Origin of the sequence: Stenotrophomonas maltophilia group sp. Smal13, assembly GCF_030236855.1 — a bacterium.
In the GTDB taxonomy this organism is placed as follows: domain Bacteria; phylum Pseudomonadota; class Gammaproteobacteria; order Xanthomonadales; family Xanthomonadaceae; genus Stenotrophomonas; species Stenotrophomonas maltophilia_A.
In genome coordinates, this window is the sequence record NZ_JASJSQ010000002.1 from 1 (window position 1) to 25466 (window position 25466).

The 25466-nt window shown below is 64.4% G+C and carries 23 protein-coding genes; 8 read left to right on the plus strand and 15 right to left on the minus strand.

Annotation, left to right across the window (positions count from 1 at the left end; genetic code table 11):
- A partial coding sequence (locus tag QRO95_RS01215; RefSeq protein WP_285301524.1) for an ATP-binding protein occupies positions 1 to 1329 on the plus strand: 1329 nt, incomplete at its 5' end.
- A gap of 153 nt (positions 1330 to 1482) precedes the next feature.
- Here the strand turns inward: QRO95_RS01215 and lnt are convergent.
- From lnt to QRO95_RS01265, 10 genes are all read right to left on the minus strand, one after another.
- Complete coding sequence (lnt, locus tag QRO95_RS01220; protein WP_023120491.1) at positions 1483 to 3018, minus strand: apolipoprotein N-acyltransferase; 1536 nt, start codon at positions 3016 to 3018, stop codon at positions 1483 to 1485.
- 87 nt (positions 3019 to 3105) lie between these two features.
- The gene (locus tag QRO95_RS01225) at positions 3106 to 5364 is read right to left on the minus strand and encodes a cation-translocating P-type ATPase (protein ID WP_011517003.1); all 2259 of its coding nucleotides are present in this window, start codon (positions 5362 to 5364) and stop codon (positions 3106 to 3108) included.
- A complete protein-coding gene (locus QRO95_RS01230; protein WP_004350647.1) occupies positions 5345 to 6442 on the minus strand; it encodes a c-type cytochrome in 1098 nt (365 codons plus the stop codon). Before QRO95_RS01230 ends, QRO95_RS01225 begins: the two co-directional genes overlap by 20 nt.
- On the minus strand, positions 6426 to 7232 hold the full coding sequence (locus tag QRO95_RS01235) for a cytochrome c (RefSeq protein WP_023120493.1): 807 nt from the start codon (positions 7230 to 7232) through the stop codon (positions 6426 to 6428). Before QRO95_RS01235 ends, QRO95_RS01230 begins: the two co-directional genes overlap by 17 nt.
- A gap of 8 nt (positions 7233 to 7240) precedes the next feature.
- Complete coding sequence (locus tag QRO95_RS01240) at positions 7241 to 7882, minus strand: cbb3-type cytochrome c oxidase subunit II (protein WP_003149800.1); 642 nt, start codon at positions 7880 to 7882, stop codon at positions 7241 to 7243.
- Positions 7879 to 9435: a cbb3-type cytochrome c oxidase subunit I gene (locus tag QRO95_RS01245; RefSeq protein ID WP_003149798.1), complete on the minus strand. Its 1557-nt coding sequence runs from the start codon at positions 9433 to 9435 to the stop codon at positions 7879 to 7881. The genes QRO95_RS01240 and QRO95_RS01245 overlap by 4 nt, the downstream gene beginning before the upstream one ends.
- Positions 9436 to 9953: 518 nt before the next feature.
- Positions 9954 to 11624, minus strand: a complete 1671-nt coding sequence (locus QRO95_RS01250) for a bifunctional protein tyrosine phosphatase family protein/NAD(P)/FAD-dependent oxidoreductase (protein ID WP_004350643.1) — start codon at positions 11622 to 11624, stop codon at positions 9954 to 9956.
- A 48-nt stretch (positions 11625 to 11672) separates the two neighbouring features.
- Positions 11673 to 12551, minus strand: coding sequence for an MBL fold metallo-hydrolase (locus QRO95_RS01255; RefSeq protein ID WP_003149790.1), 879 nt, complete (start codon positions 12549 to 12551; stop codon positions 11673 to 11675).
- A gap of 187 nt (positions 12552 to 12738) precedes the next feature.
- Positions 12739 to 13266 carry a rhodanese family protein gene (locus QRO95_RS01260; protein WP_004350638.1) on the minus strand — a complete coding sequence of 176 codons (528 nt, stop codon included), beginning with the start codon at positions 13264 to 13266 and terminating at the stop codon, positions 12739 to 12741.
- Positions 13267 to 13288: 22 nt separating this feature from the next.
- Positions 13289 to 13597 (minus strand): helix-turn-helix transcriptional regulator, encoded by a 309-nt coding sequence (locus QRO95_RS01265; protein ID WP_227492951.1) that lies wholly within the window; start codon positions 13595 to 13597, stop codon positions 13289 to 13291.
- A 152-nt stretch (positions 13598 to 13749) separates the two neighbouring features.
- On the opposite strand from QRO95_RS01265, the gene QRO95_RS01270 reads away from it, so the two are divergent.
- The 3 genes from QRO95_RS01270 (at position 13750) to QRO95_RS01280 (ending at position 15912) form a co-directional block, all read left to right on the plus strand.
- Complete coding sequence (locus tag QRO95_RS01270; RefSeq protein ID WP_004350634.1) at positions 13750 to 14976, plus strand: MFS transporter; 1227 nt, start codon at positions 13750 to 13752, stop codon at positions 14974 to 14976.
- A 76-nt stretch (positions 14977 to 15052) separates the two neighbouring features.
- Positions 15053 to 15430: a carboxymuconolactone decarboxylase family protein gene (locus QRO95_RS01275; protein ID WP_004350630.1), complete on the plus strand. Its 378-nt coding sequence runs from the start codon at positions 15053 to 15055 to the stop codon at positions 15428 to 15430.
- 110 nt (positions 15431 to 15540) lie between these two features.
- The gene (locus tag QRO95_RS01280) at positions 15541 to 15912 is read left to right on the plus strand and encodes a DsrE family protein (RefSeq protein ID WP_003149783.1); all 372 of its coding nucleotides are present in this window, start codon (positions 15541 to 15543) and stop codon (positions 15910 to 15912) included.
- A 59-nt stretch (positions 15913 to 15971) separates the two neighbouring features.
- Here QRO95_RS01280 and QRO95_RS01285 read toward each other — a convergent pair whose 3' ends face one another.
- The gene (locus tag QRO95_RS01285) at positions 15972 to 16766 is read right to left on the minus strand and encodes a crotonase/enoyl-CoA hydratase family protein (protein WP_004350627.1); all 795 of its coding nucleotides are present in this window, start codon (positions 16764 to 16766) and stop codon (positions 15972 to 15974) included.
- Positions 16767 to 17030: 264 nt separating this feature from the next.
- Here QRO95_RS01285 and QRO95_RS01290 point away from each other — a divergent pair, with 264 nt between their 5' ends.
- Complete coding sequence (locus QRO95_RS01290; RefSeq protein WP_023120494.1) at positions 17031 to 18173, plus strand: AraC family transcriptional regulator; 1143 nt, start codon at positions 17031 to 17033, stop codon at positions 18171 to 18173.
- Between the two features lie 47 nt (positions 18174 to 18220).
- Here QRO95_RS01290 and mobH read toward each other — a convergent pair whose 3' ends face one another.
- Complete coding sequence (mobH, locus tag QRO95_RS01295) at positions 18221 to 20113, minus strand: MobH family relaxase (protein ID WP_004350623.1); 1893 nt, start codon at positions 20111 to 20113, stop codon at positions 18221 to 18223.
- Positions 20114 to 20428: 315 nt separating this feature from the next.
- On the opposite strand from mobH, the gene QRO95_RS01300 reads away from it, so the two are divergent.
- The 3 genes from QRO95_RS01300 (at position 20429) to QRO95_RS01310 (ending at position 22133) form a co-directional block, all read left to right on the plus strand.
- Positions 20429 to 21055 (plus strand): hypothetical protein, encoded by a 627-nt coding sequence (locus QRO95_RS01300; RefSeq protein WP_003149774.1) that lies wholly within the window; start codon positions 20429 to 20431, stop codon positions 21053 to 21055.
- Between the two features lie 12 nt (positions 21056 to 21067).
- A complete protein-coding gene (locus tag QRO95_RS01305; RefSeq protein WP_003149772.1) occupies positions 21068 to 21700 on the plus strand; it encodes an RES family NAD+ phosphorylase in 633 nt (210 codons plus the stop codon).
- A 73-nt stretch (positions 21701 to 21773) separates the two neighbouring features.
- A complete protein-coding gene (locus tag QRO95_RS01310) occupies positions 21774 to 22133 on the plus strand; it encodes a DUF3742 family protein (protein WP_003149770.1) in 360 nt (119 codons plus the stop codon).
- Positions 22134 to 22148: 15 nt separating this feature from the next.
- Here QRO95_RS01310 and QRO95_RS01315 read toward each other — a convergent pair whose 3' ends face one another.
- The 3 genes from QRO95_RS01315 to QRO95_RS01325 are packed head-to-tail and all read right to left on the minus strand — an operon-like array spanning position 22149 to position 25459.
- Positions 22149 to 23696 (minus strand): conjugal transfer protein TraG N-terminal domain-containing protein, encoded by a 1548-nt coding sequence (locus QRO95_RS01315; RefSeq protein ID WP_004350620.1) that lies wholly within the window; start codon positions 23694 to 23696, stop codon positions 22149 to 22151.
- A gap of 15 nt (positions 23697 to 23711) precedes the next feature.
- A complete protein-coding gene (locus QRO95_RS01320; protein ID WP_003149767.1) occupies positions 23712 to 24068 on the minus strand; it encodes a hypothetical protein in 357 nt (118 codons plus the stop codon).
- Entirely contained in the window at positions 24065 to 25459 is a 1395-nt protein-coding gene (locus QRO95_RS01325) for an integrating conjugative element protein (protein WP_003149765.1), read from the minus strand. The genes QRO95_RS01320 and QRO95_RS01325 overlap by 4 nt, the downstream gene beginning before the upstream one ends.
- Between the last annotated feature and the right edge of the window lie 7 nt (positions 25460 to 25466).

Consider the following 25466-nt stretch of genomic DNA (forward strand, 5'->3'; position numbering starts at 1 on the left):
GGCGCTGCCGCCGGCTGGATGATGCGCGGCGTTCATTCCAATCTCGACCGGACCCTCGACGGTCGTCTTGCCATGTCGGCACGCATGGTGTCGGGGCTTCTTGAACGCGCCGCGCTGGCTCCGAATGCAGCGTCCAACGACTTCACCGAGGCGGTGCGCGTCAGCGGCAAGGAGGGCATCGCATGCGAAATCCGGTCTTTGCAGGGAGAGATCCTGGCACGAACGACCACCGGACCTCACTCGGAGTTCGAGTCACTGCCGGCCGGCTTCAGCACGCGGGACGTTTTGGGACATCAGTGGAGGGTCTACGTTCTTCGTGCCAATGGCTACCAGATCACGACGGCGGATCGCGTGGATCAGCGGGATATGCTGATCAACGAATTGCTAAGCGTGGCTGGCGTGCCCTTCTTGATTGCCTTCCTGGGCGGCCTGGCTGCCCTTTGGATCGGCATCGGACGGGGGCTCGCCCCCCTGGAGGCTCTGTCGCAGCAATTGCGCGACAAACACGCGGACGACACGTCCCCGATCGCCGTCAACCATTCACCCTCGGAACTGCGCCCGGTTCTGGACGCAATGAATGGGCTTCTCAAGCGCCTGGCACGGACACTCGCCAGCCAACGGGCATTCACCGACGCCGCGGCGCACGAGCTGCGCACGCCGTTGACCGTGATCGATACGCACCTGCAGGTGGCCCGGATCAGTGAAGGCGACGAGGTGGCGTCCTCTCTTTCCAGTGCAGAGGAAGGCGTGAAGCGGCTGAGGCGCACCTTGGACCAGATGATGATACTGGCCCGCGCCGAGACGTCTGCCGACAAGGCGGATGGTTGCACTTCGGTGGTCGCTTCCGTCGGCGGCGTGCTGGAACAGTGGAAGGCCGCAGAAAAAGAGCGCTTGTCGTTGAACGTCAGCGGCGAGGACATCGGAACCCCGGTGCCCAAGTCGATGCTGGAAACGGCGGTTCGCAATCTGGTTGACAACGCGATGCGCTATTCGCCGCGAGATACGGCCATCGAGGTGGGCGTGTTCCTGGATCCGAATGCACAGCAGTGTGTGATTAGCGTGTCGGACCGTGGCCCCGGGCTGACTGCCGAGCAGGCATGCCAAATTGGCCAACGTTTCTGGCGCGGTGATCAGGGCCGAAAGAGCAAGGACGGGGCGGGCCTGGGCATTTCGATCGTTCGGGCCATTGCAGAGAGATTTGGTGGGGCCCTGAATCTCGAACCCCGGGAAGGCGGAGGCCTGGTTGCGAAATTTCTCGTGCCCACCGACCCCGCACCCAAAAAAGGTCAAGCTAGGCCTGCAGGGCGTGGCTTGGATTCAAAACCGTAGGTTCGGACCCTGCCAGGGATAGCGCGGTCACAGCCAATGGACGCAGGCGTGCTGATGTGGTTCGCCTTCGTTCGATCCAGCGCCTGACTTCGGAGTAGGCATCCGCCAGGGATCAGGCGCATGGCGGTGCTCGTGCGGCTGCCGCTCTTGCGACTACCGTGGGGTCGGGCGCCGTACGAGAGCAGCCAATACTATCCCTACCAGCAACAGGACCGGCTGGTCGCCATAGCGAACATACGGCGTCAGGCCGCTCATGCCTTGTACGGTCGCGGACAACACGCCCGGCCGATGTGGCGGCAGAGCGGCAACGACCCGTCCTTTCGGATCGATCGAGGCCGTGATGCCTGTATTCGTGGAGGTCACCATAGGCCGAGCGGTCTCGATGCTGCGCAACCGCCCGATCTGCAGATGCTGGCGAAGCGCCCAGGTCTGGCCGAACCAAGCGAGGTTGCTCAAGTTCACGAGCACGCTCGCGCCGGGTCCTGCGCCTGGGGTCGGCAGGAGCGACGGGAGCAGCTCGGAACCGAAAACATCCTCGTAGCAAATGTTGAACGCCAAATGCTGATCATTCACCGAGAATGGTCTCTGGACCGGGGCTCCACGATCGAAGTCACCCAGCGGCATTTTCAGCATCCGCGTGAACCACTCGAACCCAGCCGGTACATATTCGCCCCAGGGCACGAGGTGGTGCTTGTCGTAGCGTAGCGGCACGGAGGCGTCGACAAGCTGCTGCAACGGCGTGCCGGAGTCGAAGCCGATGGCGCTGTTGGTGTAGCGCGAACTGCCGTCGGCCGCCATGCTGTGCAAAGGGACGCCCATCGCGATCGTGCTGCGCTGGTTCGCCGCTACGTCGAGCCAGGTTTTCCAAATCATCGGGTCGAGCTGGTCTTGGAATACGGGCACGACGGTCTCTGGCAAGACGATCAGGTCCGGATGCGGCTCTCCGGGGCCCGGTGGCTGTGCGGCCAGCCGCAAGTGACTGGCGATGCCGTCTTCAAGCAGGGTCGGGTCGAACTTCTGCGATTGATCGATGTTTCCCTGCACTAGCCTCAGATGCAGCGGCTCGCCTTCGGCCGTCGACCAATCGAGGCGAGTAAGTGTCCATCCCGTGGCGATCAGGATCAGCACCGTCGCCAGCAAAGACACGTTCGAGCGCATGGAAGCCGCGGCCGGACGCGACAGGAACGCCACGGTCCCCGAGGCGCACGCCGCGAGCAGCGCGACGCCATGCACGCCCAGCAACGGCGCCCAGCCGACCAAGGGGCTGTCCACATGGGCGTAGCCAATGTTCAGCCACGGAAAGCCCGAGAACAGCACGCCGCGCAGCCATTCCGAGGCGGCCCAGACAGCTGACCAGACCAGCACTTGTGACAGCGCTGCTCCCCGCCGAGTGCGAGACTGCAGCCACTTGCTGATCGCGCAGGCAAGAGCGGGAAACAGCGCGAGAAAGGCAGACAGCGCCACGACGCTCGCACCGGCCAGTGGCGCGGACAAACCACCGTAGTCATGGATGCTGATGAACAGCCAGTACAAGCCGACCGCAAAATTGACGAAGCCGAACGCCCATCCGCGAAGGAATGCCTGCCGGCCGCGCTCGGCGGCAAAGCTGGCGCGTGCCAGCACCGCCAGCGCGAGGATTTGAACGATGGGCAGCGACCACTGGGGCAACGGATCCGGGGCGAACGTCAACGCATGTGCGCTACCGGCAAACGCCAAGGTCGCGGCATTTCGCCACCGCGCAAGCCTGCTCACAGCCTGAGCATTCCAGTGCTCCTTTCAGGACGCAGCCGGCTTGGCCTGCATCGACTTGTCACAGACGACGCGGCCCTGCAGCAGCCTGCAGGTGTTCAGGAGCACCGACGCGCTGCTGGCCAGCATGGCGAGCGCGGCGGCAAAGGGCGTCACGCCTGCTTCGAACAGCACGACAATCACGGCGAGGTTGTACACGACGGAAAATGCGAGATTCTGCCGGACGATGCGATCAAACTTGCGAGCCAACTCACGGGTCTCGACGACAGCGCCCACGCTGCCGTGCGCGATCACCACCCCGGCTGCGGAAACAGCCACGGAACTCGATCCTGGGATGGCGATTCCGCAGGCTGCCTGGGCCAGGACCAGGCCATCGTTGGCGCCGTCGCCCACGAATGCGACAGGCGCTGGGCTCTTTGCCACGATGTCGGCTTTTTCTTCCGGAGAGCAATCGGCCTCGACCCGGTCGAAGTCTATGCCCAGGTCAGCCGTCAGGCGTTCGGACGCTGCGCTGGAATCCCCGGTCAGCAACCAGAGTTTCAATCCCTGCGCACGTAACCGCTGCAGTGACGAACGGGCGTCGTCGCGAGGGGCATCCTGCAGACGCAAGGAGCCGAGCCAATCCCGGCCATTGGCTACGTGTACCAGCCCTGGCAGGCCATCTTCCGGCGGCATGCCCTCGACTCCCGCGGCGAGCAGCCAATGCCTTTCACCCACCCACACGGTCTCGCCGCCGGGGACATGCATCGTCACGCCTTTCGCGCACGCCGTCACCTGGCATCCGTCGGGCTCGCACGCGCTGCTCATTCCAGACTGCCGGGCCGCGAGGACCACCGCGTGTGCAATGGGGTGCGCGACGCCGGCCTCGGCCCTTGCCGCAAGGTCGATGAGGTCCTGTTCGGCCCCCCCGTGCCGCGTCTGGATGCTGACGATACGCATCTGACCGCACGTCAATGTGCCGGTCTTGTCGAACGCCATGATCCTTGCCCTGGCGAGCGCTTCGACGCTCGCGGAGTCTCTCAGGAGGACGCCGCGCCGCGCGGCCTCGCGGCAGGTAAAGGCGTAGGCCAGCGGCATCGCCAGACCGACCGCGCAAGGGCAGGCTGCGACCAGAAGGCTCAGCGCACCGAGCAACGCCTGGTCTGCGCTTGAGCCGTTCCACAGGTAATGGACGAAGGCGAGCAGAGATGCCGTCACCACGACCGGGAGCAGTATCCGGACGAAGCGCTCGGCCGTCTCGGACAACGACGAACGAGCGCCAAACAGCTCAAGCATGCGCAGGCCGAGCACGTCCAATCGTCGGTCCCCCGCACCGGCGGTCACGTGGACCGTCAGAGGTCCGCGCAGGTTCACGGACCCGGCGAAGACCCGTTCGCCAGGCTGAACGCTGCGAGGCGCGGACTCGCCTTGCAGCAGCGAGAGATCGACGGCCGACTGTCCCGCTACGACGATGCCATCGACCGCGATGCGCTCGTTGGCGCGTATCAAAACGGTATCACCGGGCGCGAGCTCTGCCAGCAGGACGGTGCTCTCGGCCTTTTCGCCGCCGGCAGAAGTCAGCTTCGTCGCGGTTTCCGGCGCAAGGCTGCGCAATGCTTGTACGGCAAGTCCGCTCTCCTGCCGGGCATGGATTTCGATCAATCTTCCGATCAGCAGAAAAGTGATCAACATGGTGGCGGCGTCGGTGTAAATCGCCACGGACCCCATGGCCAGGGACCCGACCGACACAAAGAGGGAGCCAAGGACAGCAACAGAGGCAAAGACGTCCATCCCTGCGATCCCGGCGCGCAGCGAACGGGCGGCGGCGCGGTAGAAATCCCACGCCGAATATCCGACGACGGGAAGGCTTGCTACGACGCTGGCCCAGGCGATGACGAGCGCCGCCGCCTCGTCGGCGTTCAGGTAAAGCACCCATGAGCCCAGCATGCTCCACATCCCGAAGACGACCGCGACGGTCAACTGCAAGCGGATCTTCCTGGCCTGCCGCTGCAGGGCCGCTTCCAGCTCGTCGCTGCCTTTCAACGGGGACAGTGCGTAGCCCAGACCCTCGGCCTTTCGCAGCAGCAAGGGGAAGTCGATCGACTCCGGGACCCAGGTCACCAGCGCCGAACCGGAGGTGAAATTCACCGTCGCCGAGACCACGCCGGGCACACGCTGCAGGACGCGCTGCAAGGCCATCGCACAGCTCACGCACCAAAGCCCGTCTACGAAAAACACCATCCGGCCCGCCACACGGGCCTGCTCATAGTCGAAATCCCCACCGGAACTACGGTCCGCTCTTGGCATCCGTTCCAACCCCAAGCAGTTTTCCGCCCACGACCTTCCCGTAGTAGCTTTGCTCACCTTCGTGGTATTTCTCCAGCGCCTCAGCCACGGTTCCGGTCTGGCGTGTGTCCTTGGGGCGTTCGTGGCTGTTGATGAATGCCGCCACGTCCCAGGCCTCCTGTTCTGTCAGACTGTATGGCTTTCCAAGCGGCATGTTCGCCCAGATAAAGCCCGCTGCAGTATCGATGCGGGCCATGCCGGCGCCCCAGTTGTACGACTCGGGTCCCCAAAGCGGGGGAAATCTCATCTTGCCGTTTTCCTCCCGCGTGCCCTGTCCATCAGGACCATGGCACAGTGCGCAATTTTGTTGATAGACCGCCAGACCTCGGCCCACGTCGTAGTCGTCCTTTGGTTTCGGCACCTTGGGATAGAGCGCTCCGCGCGGCTTGTTGCCGGCGGGCAGCCCATCGGCCATCCAGGCCATATAGGTCATGAGATCGCGGTACACATCGCTGCCAGCGGGCGGCGGTTTCCCGGAGGACGACGCCTGGGCGTTCATCGAATAGGTGAAACAGCCCATGATCCGGTCTTCGAGCGTGCTGATGGTCCCGGTCTTGCTGCGAAAAGCGGGGTAGGACGCATAGGCCGCCCACATCGGTGCGGCATTCTCTCGCCGTCCCGAGTCGAGGTGGCAGTTCGCGCAGGCCAGCGAATTGCCCACGTGGTCTTTGACCATGGCGCCAGTGTCGGTGAAGATTTTCATTCCTCGCCGGATGGCATCGCCATAGGGTCCTTTCGGAATGTCATCCTCCGCAGGCGGGAGGTAGTAGCCGTCCGCACCGACGGGCATACCGGGCGGAGACGCCTTGGCGTCTTTTGCGTAGGCCTTGCGAGCAGCTTCCATATCTGCTCTCGAATAGGGCGCGGCCGAAGGAATCGTGACCGTTTTGCCGCTGATCGCGCTGTACAGATACCCCATCACGCCGCTCTCGTAGACGCCGTAACCTGCCGAAAACAGCAGGAGACCCAGCGCCGCAGCATAACCGGCACGCCGGAGTGTCCCCGTGTGCGCAGAGCGGCGATCACCGTTGTTCGTCATGATTGCCTCCTTTGCTGCCCGGACGCAAAGATCCGAAATACTGAGCCACATCGCGCATGTCTTGGTCCGACATGCGCGACGCGATGTCATCCATCAAGGATTGCGGCGAATTGTGGCGATGGCCGCCTTTCCATGAGACCAACTGGTGGAAGATGTACTCGGGCTGCTGACCCGCCAGCGCAGGGAAATGGCCGCCGACACCCTCACCCTGCTGGCCATGACAGGTCACGCACGCCGGGATATCCTTTTTCCAGTCGCCCGTTCGGCTCAGTGCCTCTCCACGCGCCGCGTCTCCGCCCAGATCGACGGGCGGCCCGGCAACGTGCGGCAGCGCAGCGTAATAGGCCGAGACTTGCCCGATCTCCTCGGCGCTCATTGCACTGGCCACGTACCGCATGGACTCGTTGGGGCGGCTTCCGGTAGCGAAGTCGTGGAGTTGCTTCGCGATGTAGGCTTCGGACAGGCCGGCCAGCGCGGGCGTCAGCCCCGCGCCAGCACCGTGGTCGCCGTGACATGACGCGCAGGCCCAGACGATGTCGTTGCCCTGAAAGACGAGCACCGGCGCGTCATCGGGAACTGCGGGCGCCTGCTGCTTCGGCGCAACGGTCCCGCCAATCGCCGCCCCGCGATTCGGCGCCAGGTCGGCGATGTAGCTCAAAGCGCCCCAGATCGCCAGCGCCAGGAAGATGGCCAGCACAAACAAGGGAATGGGACGCGATTGCTCCCAGGGGTCGAATGTCGGGTCTACGTCTTGAACACGACGCCCCTTGCCGCTCAGCTCGGATTTCATCTCGCCCCTCATTGACGCGGGCCCTTCTGAGTTTTCGGATCGTAGCCACGATCACGCAATGTCGCCTCTTTGGCGCTGACGGGGTAGGAACGGTCCAGGCTCAACAGGTACGCGACCAGGTCGAGCGCCTCCTGTCGGGCCACCACCACTTTCCCGTCCGCGGGACGGTACTCCTGCGGCAACTTGACCACGACCTCGCCGGGCGCGGCCTTCTCCTTGACCTCGAAGAGGAAGGGGTACGAAGGCATGATGCTCCAGTCGAAGATGGCCCTGGGCTGGTACAGGTGGGTCAATTGCCAGTCCCGGCTCGGCAGGCGCACCCCGACATTCAGCAAATCGGGGCCGGTGCGCATCGTCCCGAGCAGTTGGGGAGCGTCGTAGGCGTAGTCGCCCGGCGTGGACGGCCTTCCCCAGCCCCGGGCCTGATCCGCCAGCGTCTGGCCACTCGAACGAGGCTGCTGGCTGTGACAGTAGACACAGCCATTGGCCACGTACTGCGCACGGCCTCTTAGCTGTTCGATCGTGTAGTTCTGCAACTGCGCAGGTGCCTGGACCGTACGGACCTGCAGGCCGGGGAGCACCACGAGCATGACGGTCGCGAACACCAAGATTCCGACAGCGCCGACGAACAATGGAATCAGCCGGTTCATGCGTCACCTCGCCGTTTCGACCAGAGTAGGGCCATCGCATGGAAGGCAAAGACGAAGTGTCCCAGCGTCATCATGCCGCCGCCCACCGATCGACCTTCGAGATACGGCACGATGTTGCGGGTGATGTCAGCGAAACTGGTCTGTGGATCGAGCAGCGACATGCCTTGCAGGAAACCGCCGATGGTCAATGACAGGAAATAGATCAGAAAACCCAGGACCGTCAGCCAATAGTGGATGGCGATGAGTCGCGGACAGGGCCAGTTCTTGCCCGTCAGGTAGGGCAAGAGATAGTAGAAGGCGCCGAACAGCACGATGGAGACGAATGCGTAAGCTCCCAGGTGCGCATGCCCCACCGTGTAGTGCGTGAAGTGGGTGATCGAGTTGATGGCCCGTACAGCCTCCAGCGATCCCTGGAAGGATGCGGCCGTGTACATCAATGCGCCCGTGGACACGAAGCGCAGCGCCATGGACTCCTTGAACGCCCAGAAATTCTGCGCGACCGTCACGTGCTGATTGATCGCCACCGCGATGACAGGAATGAACATCATGACGCTGTGCACGATCGACAGCGTGACCACCCACGTCGGCACGGGCCCACCGATCAGGTGATGAATACCCACCTGGCTGTAGAACAAGGCAAGGCCCCAGAAGCCCAGCAGCGAAACGCTATACGAATAGATCGGCTTGCCGATGATCTTGGGAATCAGGTAATAGGCAGCACCCAGCCCCAGCGGTGTCAGCCAGAGGCCAAGCACGTTATGCGCGAACCACCAGTTGGTGGTGGCTTGCTGCACGCCTGAATGCAGGCCCGGGATATTCGCGATGAAGAACAGAATGGGGAACCATGCCAGTCCCGCGAGGTAGTACCAGCCGCTGACGTAGATGTGGTGAACGTTGCGTTTTCGGGTCGTCGCGATGGCGGACCATGCGATGAAGAAGCCGCCGAGGGCCAGGACGATGTCGATCTGCCATGGGATTTCGAGCCACTCCAGGCCGTCGCTCCATCCATTGGCAATGGCAATGGCACCGGCCGCCACGCCGAGGGCCCACAGCACCGCGCCCACCATCGCCATTGCGGGCCTTCGCAGGGGCGTATGAAACATGCGAGGGATGATCCAGAGCGCGACCGCTATGCCCCCTGTGGACAGCCAGCCGTACGCGACCAGATTCAGATGGACGGTGCGCGCGCGCCCGAAGGTGGTGAACGCCTGACTCGCCAGCCAGTCGGGCCAGTGCAACTTCAGCGAGGCGATCATCCCGAACAGCGAGCCAACGATCAGGAACAGGAAGGAAGCGATGGACAGGACCAGTACGACGTTCCGACCCGGGGCGTCGACGCCGGCACGCAAGGCGTCGAATCGATGCTCGGCCGCCCCTTCATCGAATGAAGATGGATCATCCGGGGAGCCGGCCTCGCCCTCCAGAAATATGGTCGAAGCCTCCTTCTTTCCCGCATGGATCTGGCGCGTCACGATGGACCAGATCAACGCGCCCAGAGCCGCCAGCGAGACGATAAAGCTCAGAGCAAGGAGAAACCCTAGGCTTTCATTCATGGGCGCTCCAGAAATGGCGCGCAACCATCCGAATTGGTTCCGATGCCAACCACTGGTGTTGGCGATAGTGTTCCATCAGGGCTTGCCTCAGCATTGTTTTTATGAATGTCGCATGTGAATCACGGGAATGATGGTCAGCCTCGATTAAGCGAAAGTTAAGAGTGTTTTTCGAGGTGCCCCGCGCTCTTTGACCGTGGACTGTCTGGATGGCGAGATCCAAATACAGTCGGCCCGGATATTCGAATCGTCGTGACGCGAAGGTCTCGGCCGCCTCGCGGCAGACACCGGCGCTGCGCCTGGGGTCAGCATCGGCAGGGGGCGGGACGATCGCTTGTTCGCCTAGTGCCAGGAAATCACAGTGGACGCACGTATCCGTTATAACCACCCGCATCCCGAAGGACAGTCTCCCCTGGCAGGGATAGCCGCTGTTGAGGCTCGGAGGGCCGAATGCCGCTCCTCCTTTCGCCCGCACTATGAGCGTCGGTTTCCCATGTCCCGGCGATGACGCATGCGGCGGCTCACCCGTCCGAGAGGACAGGATGCGCGAGCCATTCGCGGCCCTTGAGCATGCCGTCCCAATAGACCGGCGGCAGGATGCGTTCCTTCAGCAGCCACGCCAGCGATGACGGCCGCTTGCCGTCGATGAACCATTTCGGAAACGAAGGCGCCAGCTTGCCGCCGTAGGCAAATTCCGCCAGCACGATCTTGCCGCGCTCGACAGTGAGCGGGCAGGAGCCATAGCCGTCATAGCTGGCCAGGCGCGTGGACCCGCTCCGGGCGGCGAGCAGGTTGTGCGCGACCACCGGCGCCTGCTTGCGTGCGGCCGCAGCAGTCTTGGCATTGGTGGTGTTGGTGCAGTCGCCGAGTGCGAAGACGTTGGCGTACTTCTTGTGGCGCAGGCTCGACGGGTCCACGTCCACCCAGCCCGCAGCGTCCGCCAGCGGGCTCACTCGGATGAAGTCCGGCGCCTTCTGTGGCGGCACGGCGTGCAGCAGGTCAAATGGACGGGTGACGCGCTCCTTGGTGCCGTCGGCGTTCGTGCGGATGAAGGTGGCTTCATGCGCTGCGCCATCGACGGCCACGAGCTGGTTGCTGAATTGCAGATCGATGCCATAAGCCTTCACGTACTCCATGAGCGCGGGCACGTAGTCCGGCACGCCGAAGAGCACGCCTCCCGCGTTGCAGAACTCGATGTGGATGTTCTTGAGCACGCCCTGCCGCTTCCAGTGATCGGCCGAGAGGTACATCGCCTTCTGCGGCGCACCCGCGCATTTGATGGGCATGGGCGGCTGCGTGAACAGGGCCTGGCCGCTCTTGAGGTTCTGCACCAGTTCCCAGGTGTAGGGCGCGAGGTCGTAGCGGTAGTTGGAGGTGACGCCGTTGCGGCCCAGTGTTTCAGGTAGGCCCTCGATGCCGTTCCAGTCGAGTTTCAGGCCCGGGCAGACCACGAGCTGCTGGTACTTGACGACGCGGCAGCCATCGAGCACGAGGGCGTCGCGCTCGGGCTCGAACGCGGCGACGGCCATCTTGATCCACTTGACGCCGCGCGGAAGCACGCTCGCCATCGTGCGCGCCGTGTGCGCAGGCGGAAAGATGCCCGCGCCCACCATCGTCCACCCCGGCTGGTAGTAGTGCACATCCGCCGGGTCGATGACGGCGATGTCCGCGTCCGGCTTGCGCGCGAGCAGGCTGGACGCCACCGCGATGCCCGCCGCGCCCGCGCCGACGATCACGATGTCATGCGTGGCGTCCACGACTTCGGTGGGTGTGCGCCCGCCGTTGGCGATGCGCCGGGCCACGCCGGACAGGTCGTAGCCGGCACCGCGCGCGGCTTCGAGGATGGAGGCCAACGGCTGACGCTGCGCCTGGCTCAGCGCCCACAGCGTGGCCGAGCGCGTGCCGGTGCGGCAGTAGGCGAACACCGGGCCGGGCAGTTGCGTCATCAGCGTCCCGAAGGCCTGGGCCTGCTGGTCGGTCACTTTGCCGGACTCGACGGGCAGGTAGGTCGCCGCCATACCCAGTGACTGGGCGGCCTGCTCGATTTCGCTGAAGCCGGGCTGATCGCCCGCTTCTCCATCGGGCCGATTGCAGATCACCGAGCGGTAGCCAGCCTCGGCGATGGCCTGCAGGTCGGTGGCAGCGATCTGGCCGCTGACGGCCAGTCCCTGGTCCAAGGCTTTGATGTCCATGAGGGTCTCCTGCCCGGAAATTGTCCTTTCAGCCGGTCGGTGCCGCTCTCAGAGGGCATCGATGGGAATCTTGAGGTAGTGGACGCCGTTGGATTCGGCAGGCGGCAACTCGCCGGCCCGCATGTTCACCTGCACGGAGGGCAGCAGAAGCACGGGCATCGCCAGCGTGGCGTCGCGCTGCTCGCGCGTGGCCGCGAAGTCATCCTCGCTGATGCCGTCACGCACATGGATGTTGTGCGCACGCTCCTCGGCCACGGTGGTCTTCCATTGAAGCTCGCGCCCCCCGGGGCGGTAGTCGTGGCACATGTAGAGCACGGTCTCCGGCGGCAGCGACAGCACGCGGCCGATCGAGCGGAACAGTGTGCGCGCGTCGCCACCCGGAAAGTCGCAACGCGCCGTGCCATAGTCGGGCATGAACAGCGTGTCGCCCACGAAGGCTGCGGCAGGCGCTTCAGGTGTGGCGTTGTCCTGGACCAGATAGGTCATGCAAGCGGGCGTATGGCCGGGGGTATGCATGGCCCGCACCTGCAGCGTGCCGAGCATGAAGGTCTCGCCGTCGTCGAACAGACGATCAAACTGCCGGCCGTCACGCGCGAAGGCCGGCTCGGCGTTGAAGAGCTGGCCGAACACCTGCTGTACGGTACGGATGTTCGCCCCAATGCCGGTTCGGCCGCCCAGGCACGAATGGAGATACGGCGCGGCGCTCAGGTGATCTGCGTGCACATGCGTCTCCAGAATCCACTGGACGCTCGCCCCCAGTTCCCGCACGCGCTCGGCCATGCGGTCCGCGCCGGCGCGCGAGGTGCGGCCGGATTTAGGATCGTAGCCGAGCACGCTGTCGATGATGGCGCACTGACCGCTTTTCGTGTCCAGCACGATGTAGCTGAAGGTGCTGGTGTCCTCGTCAAAGAAGGGTTCGATCTTCACGGTGTCTTTGCCTCGCTGAATGTATGACCCGTCTGTTGTCGCCCAAGCTCCCTTGATCGGATGTTTGTGGGTCGTTCTCACATGCCAGATGGTGTCCGGGTCGAATTAACTCAAAATTAAAAACTTGCCGTCGCATGTTCTTGCCGACCGGCGGCCGAGTGAAGAAATCGCTTCCCCACCCGTAGACTCAGCCGGCCAGCGCGCGGCGGTTCCAGGGCATGCGCATCAGCACGCGCGCGAGCCCACAGAACCCCGAGACACCGGCGAAGACCAGCCCCGCGCCCACGAAGCCCGAAAGCACATGGAACCATGGCGAAATCGTGGCGCCCAGCACGGCACCCAGCACGATCAAGGACCCCGCAACAATCTGCACCTGCCGTTGCAGCTCCAGGGGTTGAGAGGCGTCCGCCACGACGGGCAGGCCGGCCTTCTTCCAGGCGTCCAGCCCGCCTTCAAGCACGTAGGCCTCGCAGGCCGTGCATGCCCCCAGCGTCGGGGCGTTCACCCGCGTCCGGTTGCCCGAGCGGCAGTGGAAGATGATTGCCGAAGCGCCGTCGAGCGGCAGGCCGCCGCTTCGCAAGCGGTCCATCGGCACATGGCGTGCCTGCGCGATGCGCTCACGGGCATGTTCGTCCGCCGCACGGATGTCCACCAGAACGGCACCCTGGTTCATGAGTTCGCTGGCAGCTTGGGGCGAGATGGATTTCAGGGACATGGCAATGGCCTCCGAGGGTGGATCAGGGACAGAAGATGGCCTTGAGCGTGGCGATGAGCTTGGCCACGTCGGGGTTGTCGATACGGTAGTGCAGGGTCTGCGACTCTCGCCGATAGGTCACCAGGCCTTCCTCGCGCATCTTGGCCAGGTGCTGGGACAAGGCGGACTGGCTCAGCGCCACGTTTTCGTGCAGGGCACCGACGGTCATCTCGCCATGCTCGATCAGCAGGCAGAGAACGAGCAGGCGATGCTCATTGCCGACCGTCCGCAGCATGGCCGCAGCCTTGGCCGCGCCGTCCTGTAGAAACGACTGGTCTTTCTTGTCAACCATCATGGCAGCTTGTATTTAACATGTATCTAATTTAGCATAAGCTAATAAAATATCAAGGCACTTCCTCGAAGGCAGGAAGTGCGGCAGGTCTTCCTGCCGGTGTTCTCATGCTGCGGCGTGGGTTCGCCTGACACCTCATTCCTGATTCGTTCATGACGCCACCTGCTTCGCTGCCACCGCCCGCTGCGACAGATGCCCGCCGCAATGTGGGCCTGCTGATGGCCGCCCAATCGCTGGGCGGCGCCGCGCCACCCATCATCATTTCGCTGGGCGGCATCGTGGGTCAGATGCTGGCCAGCAACCCTTCGCTGGCCACACTGCCGGTCAGCCTCTACAACCTGGGGCTGGCGCTGTCGACCATCCCTGCGGCCCTGCTGATGCGTCGTCTGGGCCGGCGCGCGGCCTATGCGTTGGGGGCGCTGCTGGGTTCGGTGTCCGGGCTCATCGCCGCATTGGGCGTCCTGTGGGGCAGTTTCGAGACCTTCTGCGTGGGCACGGCGATGGCTGGCTTCTACGGCGCGTGCGTGCAGAGCTACCGCTTCGCGGCCAGCGATGCGGTGCCGCCGCCGCAGCGCGCCACCGTCATCTCGCGCATCATGATCGGCGGCCTGATCGCCGCGGTCATCGGCCCGCAGGTCGTCATCTGGACGCGCGACGCCTGGCCCATGGCGCCGTTCGCTGGCAGCTTCCTCGGGCAGGCGGGCCTGGCGCTGCTGGCCTTGCCGCTGCTGCTGATGCTGCGCATGCCGCCGCCCCAGGCGTCCGCCGTCGTGGGCGCGGCGCGCCCGCTGGCAGTGATCGCGCGCAGTCCAGGCTTCGTCGTGGCCGTCACGGCGGGCATCGTGTCCTACGGCCTGATGGCTTTCATCATGACGGCCGCGCCGATGGCCATGGTGGGTTGCGGCCACACCGTGGGCGAGGCGGCGCTGGGCATCCAGTGGCACGTGCTCGCCATGTTTGCGCCGAGCTTCTTCACCGGCCACCTGATCGCGCGTTTCGGCAAGACCGCCATCACGGCGTGCGGACTGGTGTTGATCGGCACCTCTGGCCTGCTGGCCCTGGCCGGCCTCGAACTTCTGCACTTCTGGGGCTCGCTGATCCTGCTGGGCGTGGGCTGGAATTTCGGCTTCATCGGCGCCACGGCGCTGGTGACCGACTGCTACACCGCGCCCGAGCGCGCCAAGGTGCAGGCACTCAACGATTTCCTGGTGTTCGGCACCGTGGCCGTCGCCTCGTTCGGGTCGGGCCGGCTGCTGAACACCTCGGGCTGGGAAACCATCAACGGCCTGATGCTGCCCCTCATCGCGCTCGTGCTGGCCCTGCTGGGTTGGCTGGCTTGGCGCAACCGCCGGCAGTCGGCGGCGGCCGCTGCGCCATGAAGCCGTCTGGGTCCGGTCGAGCGTGCGGGTCAACCCGGTTTCATATTCGATGTTCCAAAACCATGAGGAGTTCGCGATGACGACAAGTTACCGGCAACTGACGCAGGACGTGGTGGCTCACCTGGCGCCCCTGCACAAGGGAGTGCCGCAGGTCATGAAGAGTTTTGGTGAGATGGGCAAGGCAGCGATCGCCGACGGCGCACTCGACGCCAAGACGAAAGAGCTGATCGCGTTGGCGATCGGCGTGGCCGCGCGGTGCGATGGCTGCATCGGCTTTCATGCCAAGGCATTGGTCAAGCTCGGCGCGACGGCTGCGGAGGTCCATGAGGCCCTGGGCGTGGCCATCTATATGGGAGGGGGTCCGTCGGCGATGTACGCATCGAACGCGGTGGCCGCCTTCAACGAGTTCGCGGCGCTGTCCAGCATTCCGGGCGCGCCGGCCAGCGCCCCGTAGCCTGGGCCCGGTCCGTCGTGCGGCGCCGCGGACCGCCTGCATCCGGTGCCAGAGCTTTGCACCCTCCAACTCGCATCCCCACAGTCGCTGTTTATCACAAGGACCTAGCCATGCAGACCACCGACTTCGTTGCGACCATTTTTGACGGAAGAAGCAATCCCAACAAGGTGACCGTGACCTTCATCATGGCGCTCAACGCGCTGCTCAAGGGACATACGGCGACCATCATCCTGATGGTGGAAGCCGTGGAACTGGGACAACCCGGCGCGGCCGCTGGATTGGACATCGGCAAGCCTTTCGAACCCGTTGCCGATCTGCTGGAGAAATTCTTGGAAAAGGGAGGTCGCATTGCCATCTGCGGCTCGTGCATGATCCACAACGGTATGACCGCCGCGCAGATGGACCCGCGTTTTAGCGTCATCAACGCACCCGATGTGGTGGAGTTGCTGATGGGCGCCAGGGGGTCCTTGCAAGTGACCTGAGCCCAGCCATGACGCGGTCGCGCATCGCTGGCCGAGGCCGGTAGCGCGCGTCTTGAAGATCAAGCATTCAGTTGGACCTTGTGCGCCTTCTTGTTCACGAAATCGCCCAGGCGCTCCTGCACATCGTCACCCTGCTGGATCATGGCCATCACCAGCCCCTCGGTGAACAGCCCGTCCGTGGCCGACATGTCGGCGATGCGGCTGATGGCGCTGACGATGGCGTAGTTTGAAAGGGGCGCATTGCCCGCGATCTTCTTTGCGAGGGTCAGGGCGAACTCGGGTGCGGGCGTGTCGCCTTTCGCGATGTCGCATACGTAGTGGGCCAAACCCAGTTCGCGGCCCTCCCGCGCATCGAGGACCCGTCCGGTGAGCATCATCTCCACCATGCGAGGGGCGGAGATGATCCGCGCAGTGCGCACCGTGGCGCCGCCGCCCGTGAAGATGCCTCGGGTGCCCTCGGGCAGTGCGAAGAAGGTGCGGCTGTCGGCAACGCGCACGTGGGCTGCGCTGGCCAGTTCCAGCCCGCCGCCCACGACCGCTCCCTGCAGGCAGGCGACCACGGGAATGCCGCCATGCTGGATCTTGTCGAACGCGCGGTGCCAGCCCTGGCAGACGCGCATGAACTCGACGCCGCTGCGTGCCTTGTCGTGATGTTCCTTGAGGTCCAGGCCGGCACAGAAGTGATCGCCCTTGGCCGTCAGGAGGATGGCCCGGATGTGGCTGGGCACCGCTGAGAAATAGGCGTCGATGGCGGCGATCGCTTCCTCATTGAGCGCGTTGCGCTTGTGCGCCATGTTGAGCGTGACGATGCCGATGTTGTCTTGTTCGGAGGTCAGCAGAATGGGCTCGGACATGAAGTTCTCCTTGCAGTGGGTCATGAACATGGTGGTCTGCGGCGGGCAGGTCGATATGCTCGGTCCGGCAGGCATCGGCCGCCTCGCCGCTGCGGTGACGGCATGGCCCGCACTGAAGCGGACCATCCGTTCAAGGCCGAGGATCTATGCCAATGTTGCCAATTCTTGCGCACTGAGCCTGGCCTGGGCGCGAAGTGCAGAGAGACCGCCGGAATCGCGGTCGAACCTCGCAGCCGATACTATTGAGGGGCCTTTACCTTTTCCATGCCCGTAGATTACTTACCGGGGATGCTGGGCTCAATTGCCAATAGCGCCGTGAAATTTGCAAAAACTGACAATCTCGTCAGGCCGCCAAGAGGACTTCCTGCGAGCCCAAATGCCGTCGCGGCGGCCACGGTCTCATGCGATCTGGTGGAGGACCTGCTGCGCAGCCTGCGCTCGCTGTGCTCGGACCAGGCCCTGGATCGCTGCCTGCAGCAGGCCGGCATCGTGAAGGCATTCATCAGCCACCCCGGCTCGCGTCTGACGCACGATCAACTGGTCGGGCTGTACCGACGAAGCGCCGCTGCCACCGGCGATGAAATGATGGGACTGTGGAGCCGGCCCATACGGACCGGCGCTTTGAAGTACATCGTCCGAGCGGTCATGGACGCGCCAAGCATCGAGGTAGCGCTGTATCGCTTCACGCAGGTCTGGAACCTGCTGCTGGACGACTACAGGCTGAGTCTCACGAAGGCAGACGCCTCCTTGCGCTTGGAACTTGTCCCGCGGTCTTCCAAAGCGGGGGGGAACCGATTCGGGCACGCACTGATGCTGAAGCTGACGCACGGCATCGTGTCATGGCTCGCCGGCCGAGAGGTCCCGGTGCGCAGTGTGGCCTTCGCTTTTCCACGCCCATCATTTGCAGCCGACTATTCGATCCTGTTTCCGGCCCCGATCGATTTCTGCGGACCCCTCTCTCAGATCACCTTTCACGCCGAACTCGCAAAGGTCCGGCCGAAACGCAGCGCGTCCGACGCGCGCAGCTTCCTGGAGCGGGCGCCGCGCGACTGGATTTTCACCTCCTACCACCAGCACGCCCTCCGGCTGAAGGTGCGTGAGCTGCTGCATGTGGATCTCGGACGGACGCTGGACGATGTTTCCAGCCGGCTGCACATGTCCTCGCGGACATTGATGCGCAAGCTGCAGCAGGAAGGGCTGTCGTTCCAGGGCATCAAGGATGAGTTGCGCAGGGATCTGGCCATCCTCCACCTTGTGCGCAACGACAGCTCACTGGAGGAGATATCCGATGCTTTGGGCTTCAGTGCCCCTGCCGTCTTCCACCGCGCGTTCCGCCACTGGACGGGTATGACCCCCGGACGATACCGGGCGGCGCAGCAGGGCATTTCCCATGGGGTTACGCTCTGACCTGTGCACCGAAGAGCGGGCATCCGGACCGCGCCCACTGGATATCCTCATTTCGCAGCCAGCGAGACTTCACGCCCCGCCTCCTCGTTGAAGAGGCACAAGTAGGGGTTGTTGGGCGGCACTCGCTCGAACAACGCACCGGGCTGCGTCAACAGGTAGCCGTGCAACTGCCGCGATTTGCGCGGCCCTGAGACGTGACAAGTCCAGATGTTCAGGCCGCTGGCCTGCTTGCGGTGCGCGGCCAGCTTCTCGAAGCGCTTTTGTGCCCACTGCCACGGCTCCAGTTTTTCCTGGCGGGCAATGGCTGCCAACTGCGGATGCTCTTGAGCGTATCGCTGGAACACTCCTGGGCTGACCAAGTATGCGGTATCGCTGACGGTATGCACGAGTGCCTTCGCGTCATTGATGATGAGCCGACGCGAGGCAATCCCCTGTTTCAGCCATGCCATGAAGTGCTCGCCAGATGGCTGCACCGTTGTCGCTGCTGGTGTGGCCGCGGGCGCCGGTGATGAGGGTGAAGATGCCACGATCGATGGTGGTGGTGCTTCAGGGCGTGTGGCAGAGAGTTCGGTGGGGATGGTTGACTCATCCTGCTGTGTGGCGGACGAATCGCCCATTCCTACCATCGTCAGCAGATCCTCCATGACGTCGGGCATGGCCTCAGCCAGGGGGGCGATAATTGGGTCAGCAGCGCTGCCGCCTTCCCATGGCGGCGATTCCTGACCTCCTGGGGTCGGTTTCGCCGCGACCTCCGGCGACGATGCCGCAGCGGCGTGCTTCTCGACAGGTGACGTGTCGATCGCTACCGTCCCGGCGAACGGCGCCGGTCGCTCGCCAGCCTCCCAGATCAGCGCAGGTGCGAGGCGCAGCAGCGTGAATGAGTGGGTCCAGCCGGCGTTGCTGGTCACGGTCGCCCGCCAGACCGCCTTCCCGTCCAGTGTGGGCTGCAACATGCCGTGGTCCTGCAGCACGTTGAAGACGGCGGTGTTGTTCGCAGGGATGCCATCGATGCCCTGCGATAACAGGTGCGCGCGCAGCTTGTCCGAGACCGTCTTGCTCACCAGCCACAAGGCATCCTCGGTGAGCCAGCCATCGGAGGCCTCGGGCTGATTCAACTTCAACTCTTCCTTGAGCAGGTAGCGCAACCCGTCAAGCAGCTTGCGTTGCAGCGCGTGCTTGGGCGCGGCCATGGCGCGCGCCGGATCGCCGCCCAGTTCCTGGGCCACGGAGGCGCGGTCGGCCTGCACCACGAGTTCGCCCAGCACACCGGCATGCTCGTACTGGCCGGCCAGGACGTAGAGCAGCGGTCCCCACAGGTCGCGATAGTCACTGAGCCAGTCCAGGAGTTGGGTGTCCAGCAGTTGGCGGTAGAGCAAGCCCGTCGCCGCGCTGTGCAGGCGGTATTCGCGATCGTCGCGGTAGCGGAAGCGGTACGGCTGGTGCAGCGGACCGTACCACGGGTGCCACAGCGAGCCATCGGCCAGTTCGACGTGCAGATCGACGGCGATCTTGCCGATGTCGTGCAACAACGCGGCATAGGCGACCGCAGCAGTCCAGGCTTCAGCCTGCGCAGCTTGGTCCTCGGGGCTTGCGCCGATGGGAAGCAGATGGGACTGCCGCAGCTTGAGGGCATAGGCAACGATCTCCAGGCCATGGTCGAGCATCCCGCCCGGGTACGCATGATGATGCGATTCGGAAGCCGGGAAGGCCTGAACCAGTTCGGCGTAGCGCTCCAGCGGCGCGCGGTACAGGACGGCGAACTGCTTGCGCGACAGAGACGTGCGCTGCCAGATGTGCTCCAGCAGCTTCTGCCGACGCGGGGTGGCCAGCAGCGATGCGGCCGACTCGGGCCGCATCAACCCTTTCGGGAGGTCGGATGCGGGTGGTGGCGTTGGAGCGGTAGCGACCGCGGGCCGTTTTCGCTGGAACAGGGAAAGCATGTGGGTGTCCTGATGACGGGCCGATCGGGAGGCCTTTTGGCCTTTTCGAGGTAGGGCCTTTCCCCTTGCACCCCGTTCCCTTGCCATTTCGGCCCTCTGGCCTTTCACCGTTTCGGTATAGCGGGGCACGGGATGCGATTCCAGCGTCAATGGGGAACTCGGTGGAATGGATTGGACGGCGAGCCGGTGCTGGTCGCGCTCTATGCTGAGTGGACGCCGCTTCCGCCGGGCAGGTTCTCGAAAGGCGACAAAGTTGACAAAAGCGACAATAGAGACTAGAGTGAATCCTGTCTCAAACCTGCCTGGGAGATCACCATGCCCAATGCCATTGAATTCATTGCCGATCGCCTGCCGCGCGTCACGGTGGAGGATGTGCGCCGCTTCGCGGATACCGTCGAAATCCGGGATGCGCCGGCTTTCGCGGCCGAGTTGCAGGCTTTCATTCACGAGCGCGTGGAGGCGGTGAAGCTGCCCGCCAACTTGGACGGAGAGACGGTGGGGCAGGCCCTGGCACGCAAGGCGGCCGCGCTGCGCACCGAAACGCGCTGGGCACCGACTGAAACCGACGTCCAGCGAGGCCGCGCCGTGTTGCTGGAAGCCTTCAACCAGCCGCATAACCTGCCGATCCCCGAGTACGCCAAGCTGGCGGACAAGTCGCGCCAGCAGATCTACAAGGACATCCTCGCCCGTCGGCTGTTGGCGCTGAACGTGGGGCCGCGCGGTCAGAAGCTGCCCGACTGGCAGCTCGACCCGGTAAAGCAGCAGTTGACCCAAACCGTGCTTCAGGAGGTCGAGGGCATCGACCCCTGGACGATCTACCGCGCGCTGTCCGAACCGCTCGAAGGCTTGGGCGGCCGCTCGCCGGTGGATGCGGTGACGCACAGCACGATCGATGACGTGGCCGATGCCGTGTTCAACGTACTGGGCGTTCAGGTGCATTGAAGCGAGATCGCCATGAGCCACGAGCTGCCTTCGTTCCTGATCGATGCCGGTGAACTGCTCCAGCATGTGAGCCGCGTCGTCTATCGGGGCAGCCCGCTGTACTATGGCCGCAGCAGCACCAATCGCTACGATGACCCGGCGCGGGCCTACGGCGTGCTCTACCTGGGGCGCGACCTGCCCACGGCGCTGATGGAGTCGGTGTTTCATAAGCACCAGTGGCTTGCGGACACGAAGCGCTCGATCGCGCTGAAAGAAGTCCAGGCCCGGATGGTGCGCGCAGTAGGCGTGATGGACGATGTGCTCTTGGCCGACCTCACGGCGCCGGGCGTCATGGCGGGCTACTTCGGCCTGAACCTGGAGCAGTTGGCCAGCCGCGACTACACGCACACGCAGCAAGTGTCCGCCCAGGTGCATGCAATTCTCGGAGACGACGGCCAAGCGCTGTTCGACGGGGTGCTCTATCCGTCGCGCAACAACTATCCCGCCAAGAGCATCGCCCTGTTCGAGCGTGCGGCAGCAAAGGTAGGCGTTGTCGATGACATCGACCTGGTGGACCATGTGGACTGGCCGCACTTCGTTGCCACGTATCGCGTCGACGTGGAGCCTGACCCCGGCCCGGTGGAACCGGATGACGAAGCGTCATGAAGCACTTTGAAGCCCGCAGCAGAATGAAATGGACCAAATTGGAATAGGCATCCCTCAGTAGCAGGAGACGACCATGAGCACCACGACCCGCATCAGCACTGCGGAACGCCTCGGCCGCGCCCTTGGCCGCGGGTGGCGCGCCTATGCGCGCAGCGAACGTCGGGCGTCGAACTGGTTGGTGTCCAAGGGTGTGCCGTTGGCTGCCGCCGCCGCGCTGCTGTGGGCCGGCAAACTGGCTGTCCTGGGGCTGCTGCTCTACGTTGCTTTCTGGCTGGCGTTGCTGCTGGTCGCGCTGGTGTTTGTGGCCCGGGGGCACGATACCGTCGAATGGGAGCCGCCCGAACCAGAGTGGCGGCACGGGCACGCCGGTTTTGGCCTCTATACCCACGATGAGTATCGGATAGATTCACATGATCCATCTGATGAGACCTAGCGAAGAAGCAAGGCACTACTTCCTCTTGCTGGGTGTCGATGCCCACTTCATAGCGCCGCCAAAGGCCATGTCGGCGGCTTTGCCGCCGGCCGCTTTGGCGCCTGCCGTACCAGCAGCAAGCCCTTGCAACATGCCCCCCACGGCGTAGCCCGCCCATCCCAAGGCGGTTACCCAGAACAAGGGCAGCACGATGAACATCGTCGCCATGACGAAATTCAACAGCATGTCTCCGAAGGCATTGTTGAGGCCCATGACCGGATCGAAATTCGTATGCGGCCGGTTCCATCCCCAGCCCCATCCGTAGAGCGCGTCCAGAATGGTGCTGTCGATCCAGCGCGCGAGTTGGAACCAGAAATCCACGAAGAACAGCGCAAACTGCACCACGCTGACCGTCACGAGTGTTTTCAGGTTGTAGGTGCTAACCATGAGCACCACCGGAATGCAGACAACCAGCGCCATCTTCAAGAGCGCCAGCACCATCGGAAGAGCCTGGCGCATTGCATCCATGGAGGGGAAGTAGCCCAGCGAGCCTACCGCCAGTCCTACGTCGGCCGCCGCCCGGGTGATGATGTTTGGGTCGGTCATTTCGATCTGGCCACCGTAGTCCGTATAGACGCTGCCTTGGTTCAGCTTCTGCTGTCGCGGTGACGCGATCGCGCGGATCACCGAATCGTCCACCTCGGCACGGCTCAGGAAGCCAGCCCAGCCCGCCAGGCGATTGAGCAGGCTCGGGTCCACCTGACCCAGCAAGCGTGCCCGCAGTCCATTGCTGCCATCGGCCCACCATTGCCTGCAGGTCGGATAGCCGCCGCCGCTGGCCACCTGCGCAAGCCCTGCGTCGCGCGTGCTGTCATAGGGCCAGTCCTCGCGCGGGGTGCTGGAACGGTATGTGTCGTAGTAGCCGTTCGTGTCCGTGAAGAAGCGTGAGCCGATCCAGGTTACGTCGTGCAGCTGCTGCTCATCGAGTTGAGGCCGCTGCATGAACAATTTCGCCCGCGCAGCCCCATAGCAATCCCGCGAGAAATCCGCTACTTCCTGAGCCAACACTGGGTCGTCAATGCGAGTCGCGTCGATCTCCATGCGCATCTGCCGCAGGTCCGTGCCGCACGGGATCGCTGCCACTGAAGCGCCCGTGACGGCGCGCGAGAGCGCGTGCATGAACGCCCACCACACCGGCACCTTCGCCGACTGGTTGTTGATGGTGCTGAAAGATTGCGACCAGCCGGTATTCGAGGGCTGCGGCACACTGACCTGGCATTGCGCCGAGCGCGAGCTGTCGTACTGGATGGTGTTGAGGTCCACGTCGATGAACGGGATGCCCGCGAACATCACCACCACGATGGCGACGAAGACCCGGTTCTCGATGCGGGCGGCGCTCAGCACGCCTTTATTGCCCTCGTCGGCGCCTTCTGCACGGGCCTTCAACCACTCCTGCACGATGATCGCCACGAAAGGCAGCGCGAAGACGCCGCTGGATACCAGCACGGCCCAGATGCCGTTGTTGACGATCCAGGACACCAGCGTAAGGTAATACTCCAGGTAGTCGGTCGTGAACAGAGTCATGGCCCGAATCTCCTCTCAGCCCTGCATCAACAGGCTGGCTTCCAGCGCCACGATGGCGACGACGCCTGCGATCTCGGTGCGCACCAGGCGGTGCCGCGCCTGGGCGTCGTCCTCACGTACCAGCAGCCGGCGGCGCATCCAGATCCACCCGTACACCGTCGCCCCGTATAGACACAGCCGCCACACGAATAAGTAACCCGCAGCGGCGGCGAGCCACCGCTCCCAGCCGGCAACGCTGCCGACCAGGTAGATGCCGGCGATGTTGGCCGCGACCGCGGCGGCAACGATCAGCACCGTCCACAGCAGCGCCTTCGCCGCGCGCCGGCTGAACAGCCAGCGCAAGGGGCGCCAAGTCATGCGCGCCGCGCTCATGGCCTGGCTCCTGGATTGCCCTTCTGCAACTGGTCGAGGCGGTCGGGTACCGGATCACCCTCGTAGATGCCGCGCGAGCCTGCCGCGCGCGTACCGTGCCGCTGGATGATGGCCATCGGTGAGTTGTTTGCCAGCTCGCGCCGAAGCTCCAGCTCCGTCTTCAGGTTGCGGATCTCCCGGTCGAGCGTGTCGCTCTCGTGGTTCACGGCCTTGACCGCGAGTTCGTTGGCTGCGACGTTGGGCTCCTTCTTGCCCGTGAGCAGCGTGCGCTGGAGCAGCAGCGCTTTTTCCAGCACCGACGACAGCGCCACCTCCGACGCGAGGCGCCGCGCCAGAAGGTCCTGGTCCGGCTCGTCGCGCAGCGCCTCGATCACGCCACGCGTGATTGGCAGCGACGTGCTGCCAGCCTCGCGCAGGTTCTCAAAGGTGGTAGTGCGCGTGCCGGAAACCAGCTCCTGAAGGACCTCCAGCTTCGCCTCGTACTCTTCCTGGATCAGCGGCGTCAGCCCGACGCCGGGCACCGTCTCGGTCTTGGTGCAGGAGTCGCAGGTGCGCTGCACCTGCTCTCCGAGGACCCGCGTGGCCCATTCGGTCGCCTGCTGCGGCGACGTCCAGGTCTGGCAGGACAGGCTCGCACAACTGGCGGACGCGATGGAGGATGTGTCCGTCACGCCACGACCGTTGACCAGGTTGTAGCCCGCGCGGGTGACGTCGCCGACCACCCGGATGGCGGACTGGCCTGCGCCACCAGCATTGCTGCCACCCACCCAGGGCACGCCGTCGTTGCCGCGGCGCGTCTCGGCCTGCTCGACGGCCGACACGGCATCGTTGCTGCCAACCGCGTCACGCAAGGCCATGCCTTCGGCCATCTGGCTCCAGCCAAGCTGGCCACCCGCTGTCTCGGCCATCTTCTCCGCCATGGCGCGGCACGTCAGCTTGGAGCGGTCGAAGTCCAGCCGCGCCTGCAGCACGCCGTTGGTCAGCAGGTTGTACAGGCCCGGATCGGCGCGCTGAATGATCAGCGCCGGCAGGGACGCTACCGCGCTGGTGGCGCTCTGGATTACGTTGCTCATGATCTGCTGAAAGCCGTTCGTGATGCCGTTGAGCTGATTGCGCAGCGTGGTCTGGATGCTCATGTCGCCGCAGATCAGGTTGCTGTTCCACCCCACACCGACCCCGATGGAGCGCATGCCGGCCGCGCGGCCCATGGACACCGCGCTGCCGCCGCCGATCGAGTACATGACGTCATCGCCAATGACGGGGCCGCTGTTCTGGTATCCGACCTGTGCCCACGCCAGGCCGCAGACCAGGGCGAGCGTGCCGGCCAGTGCCGTCGGGCGCAGCAGGCGGCACGCCTTGGTGGACAGGTTCTTCGGTTCAGGACGCTTCATCGTGGCA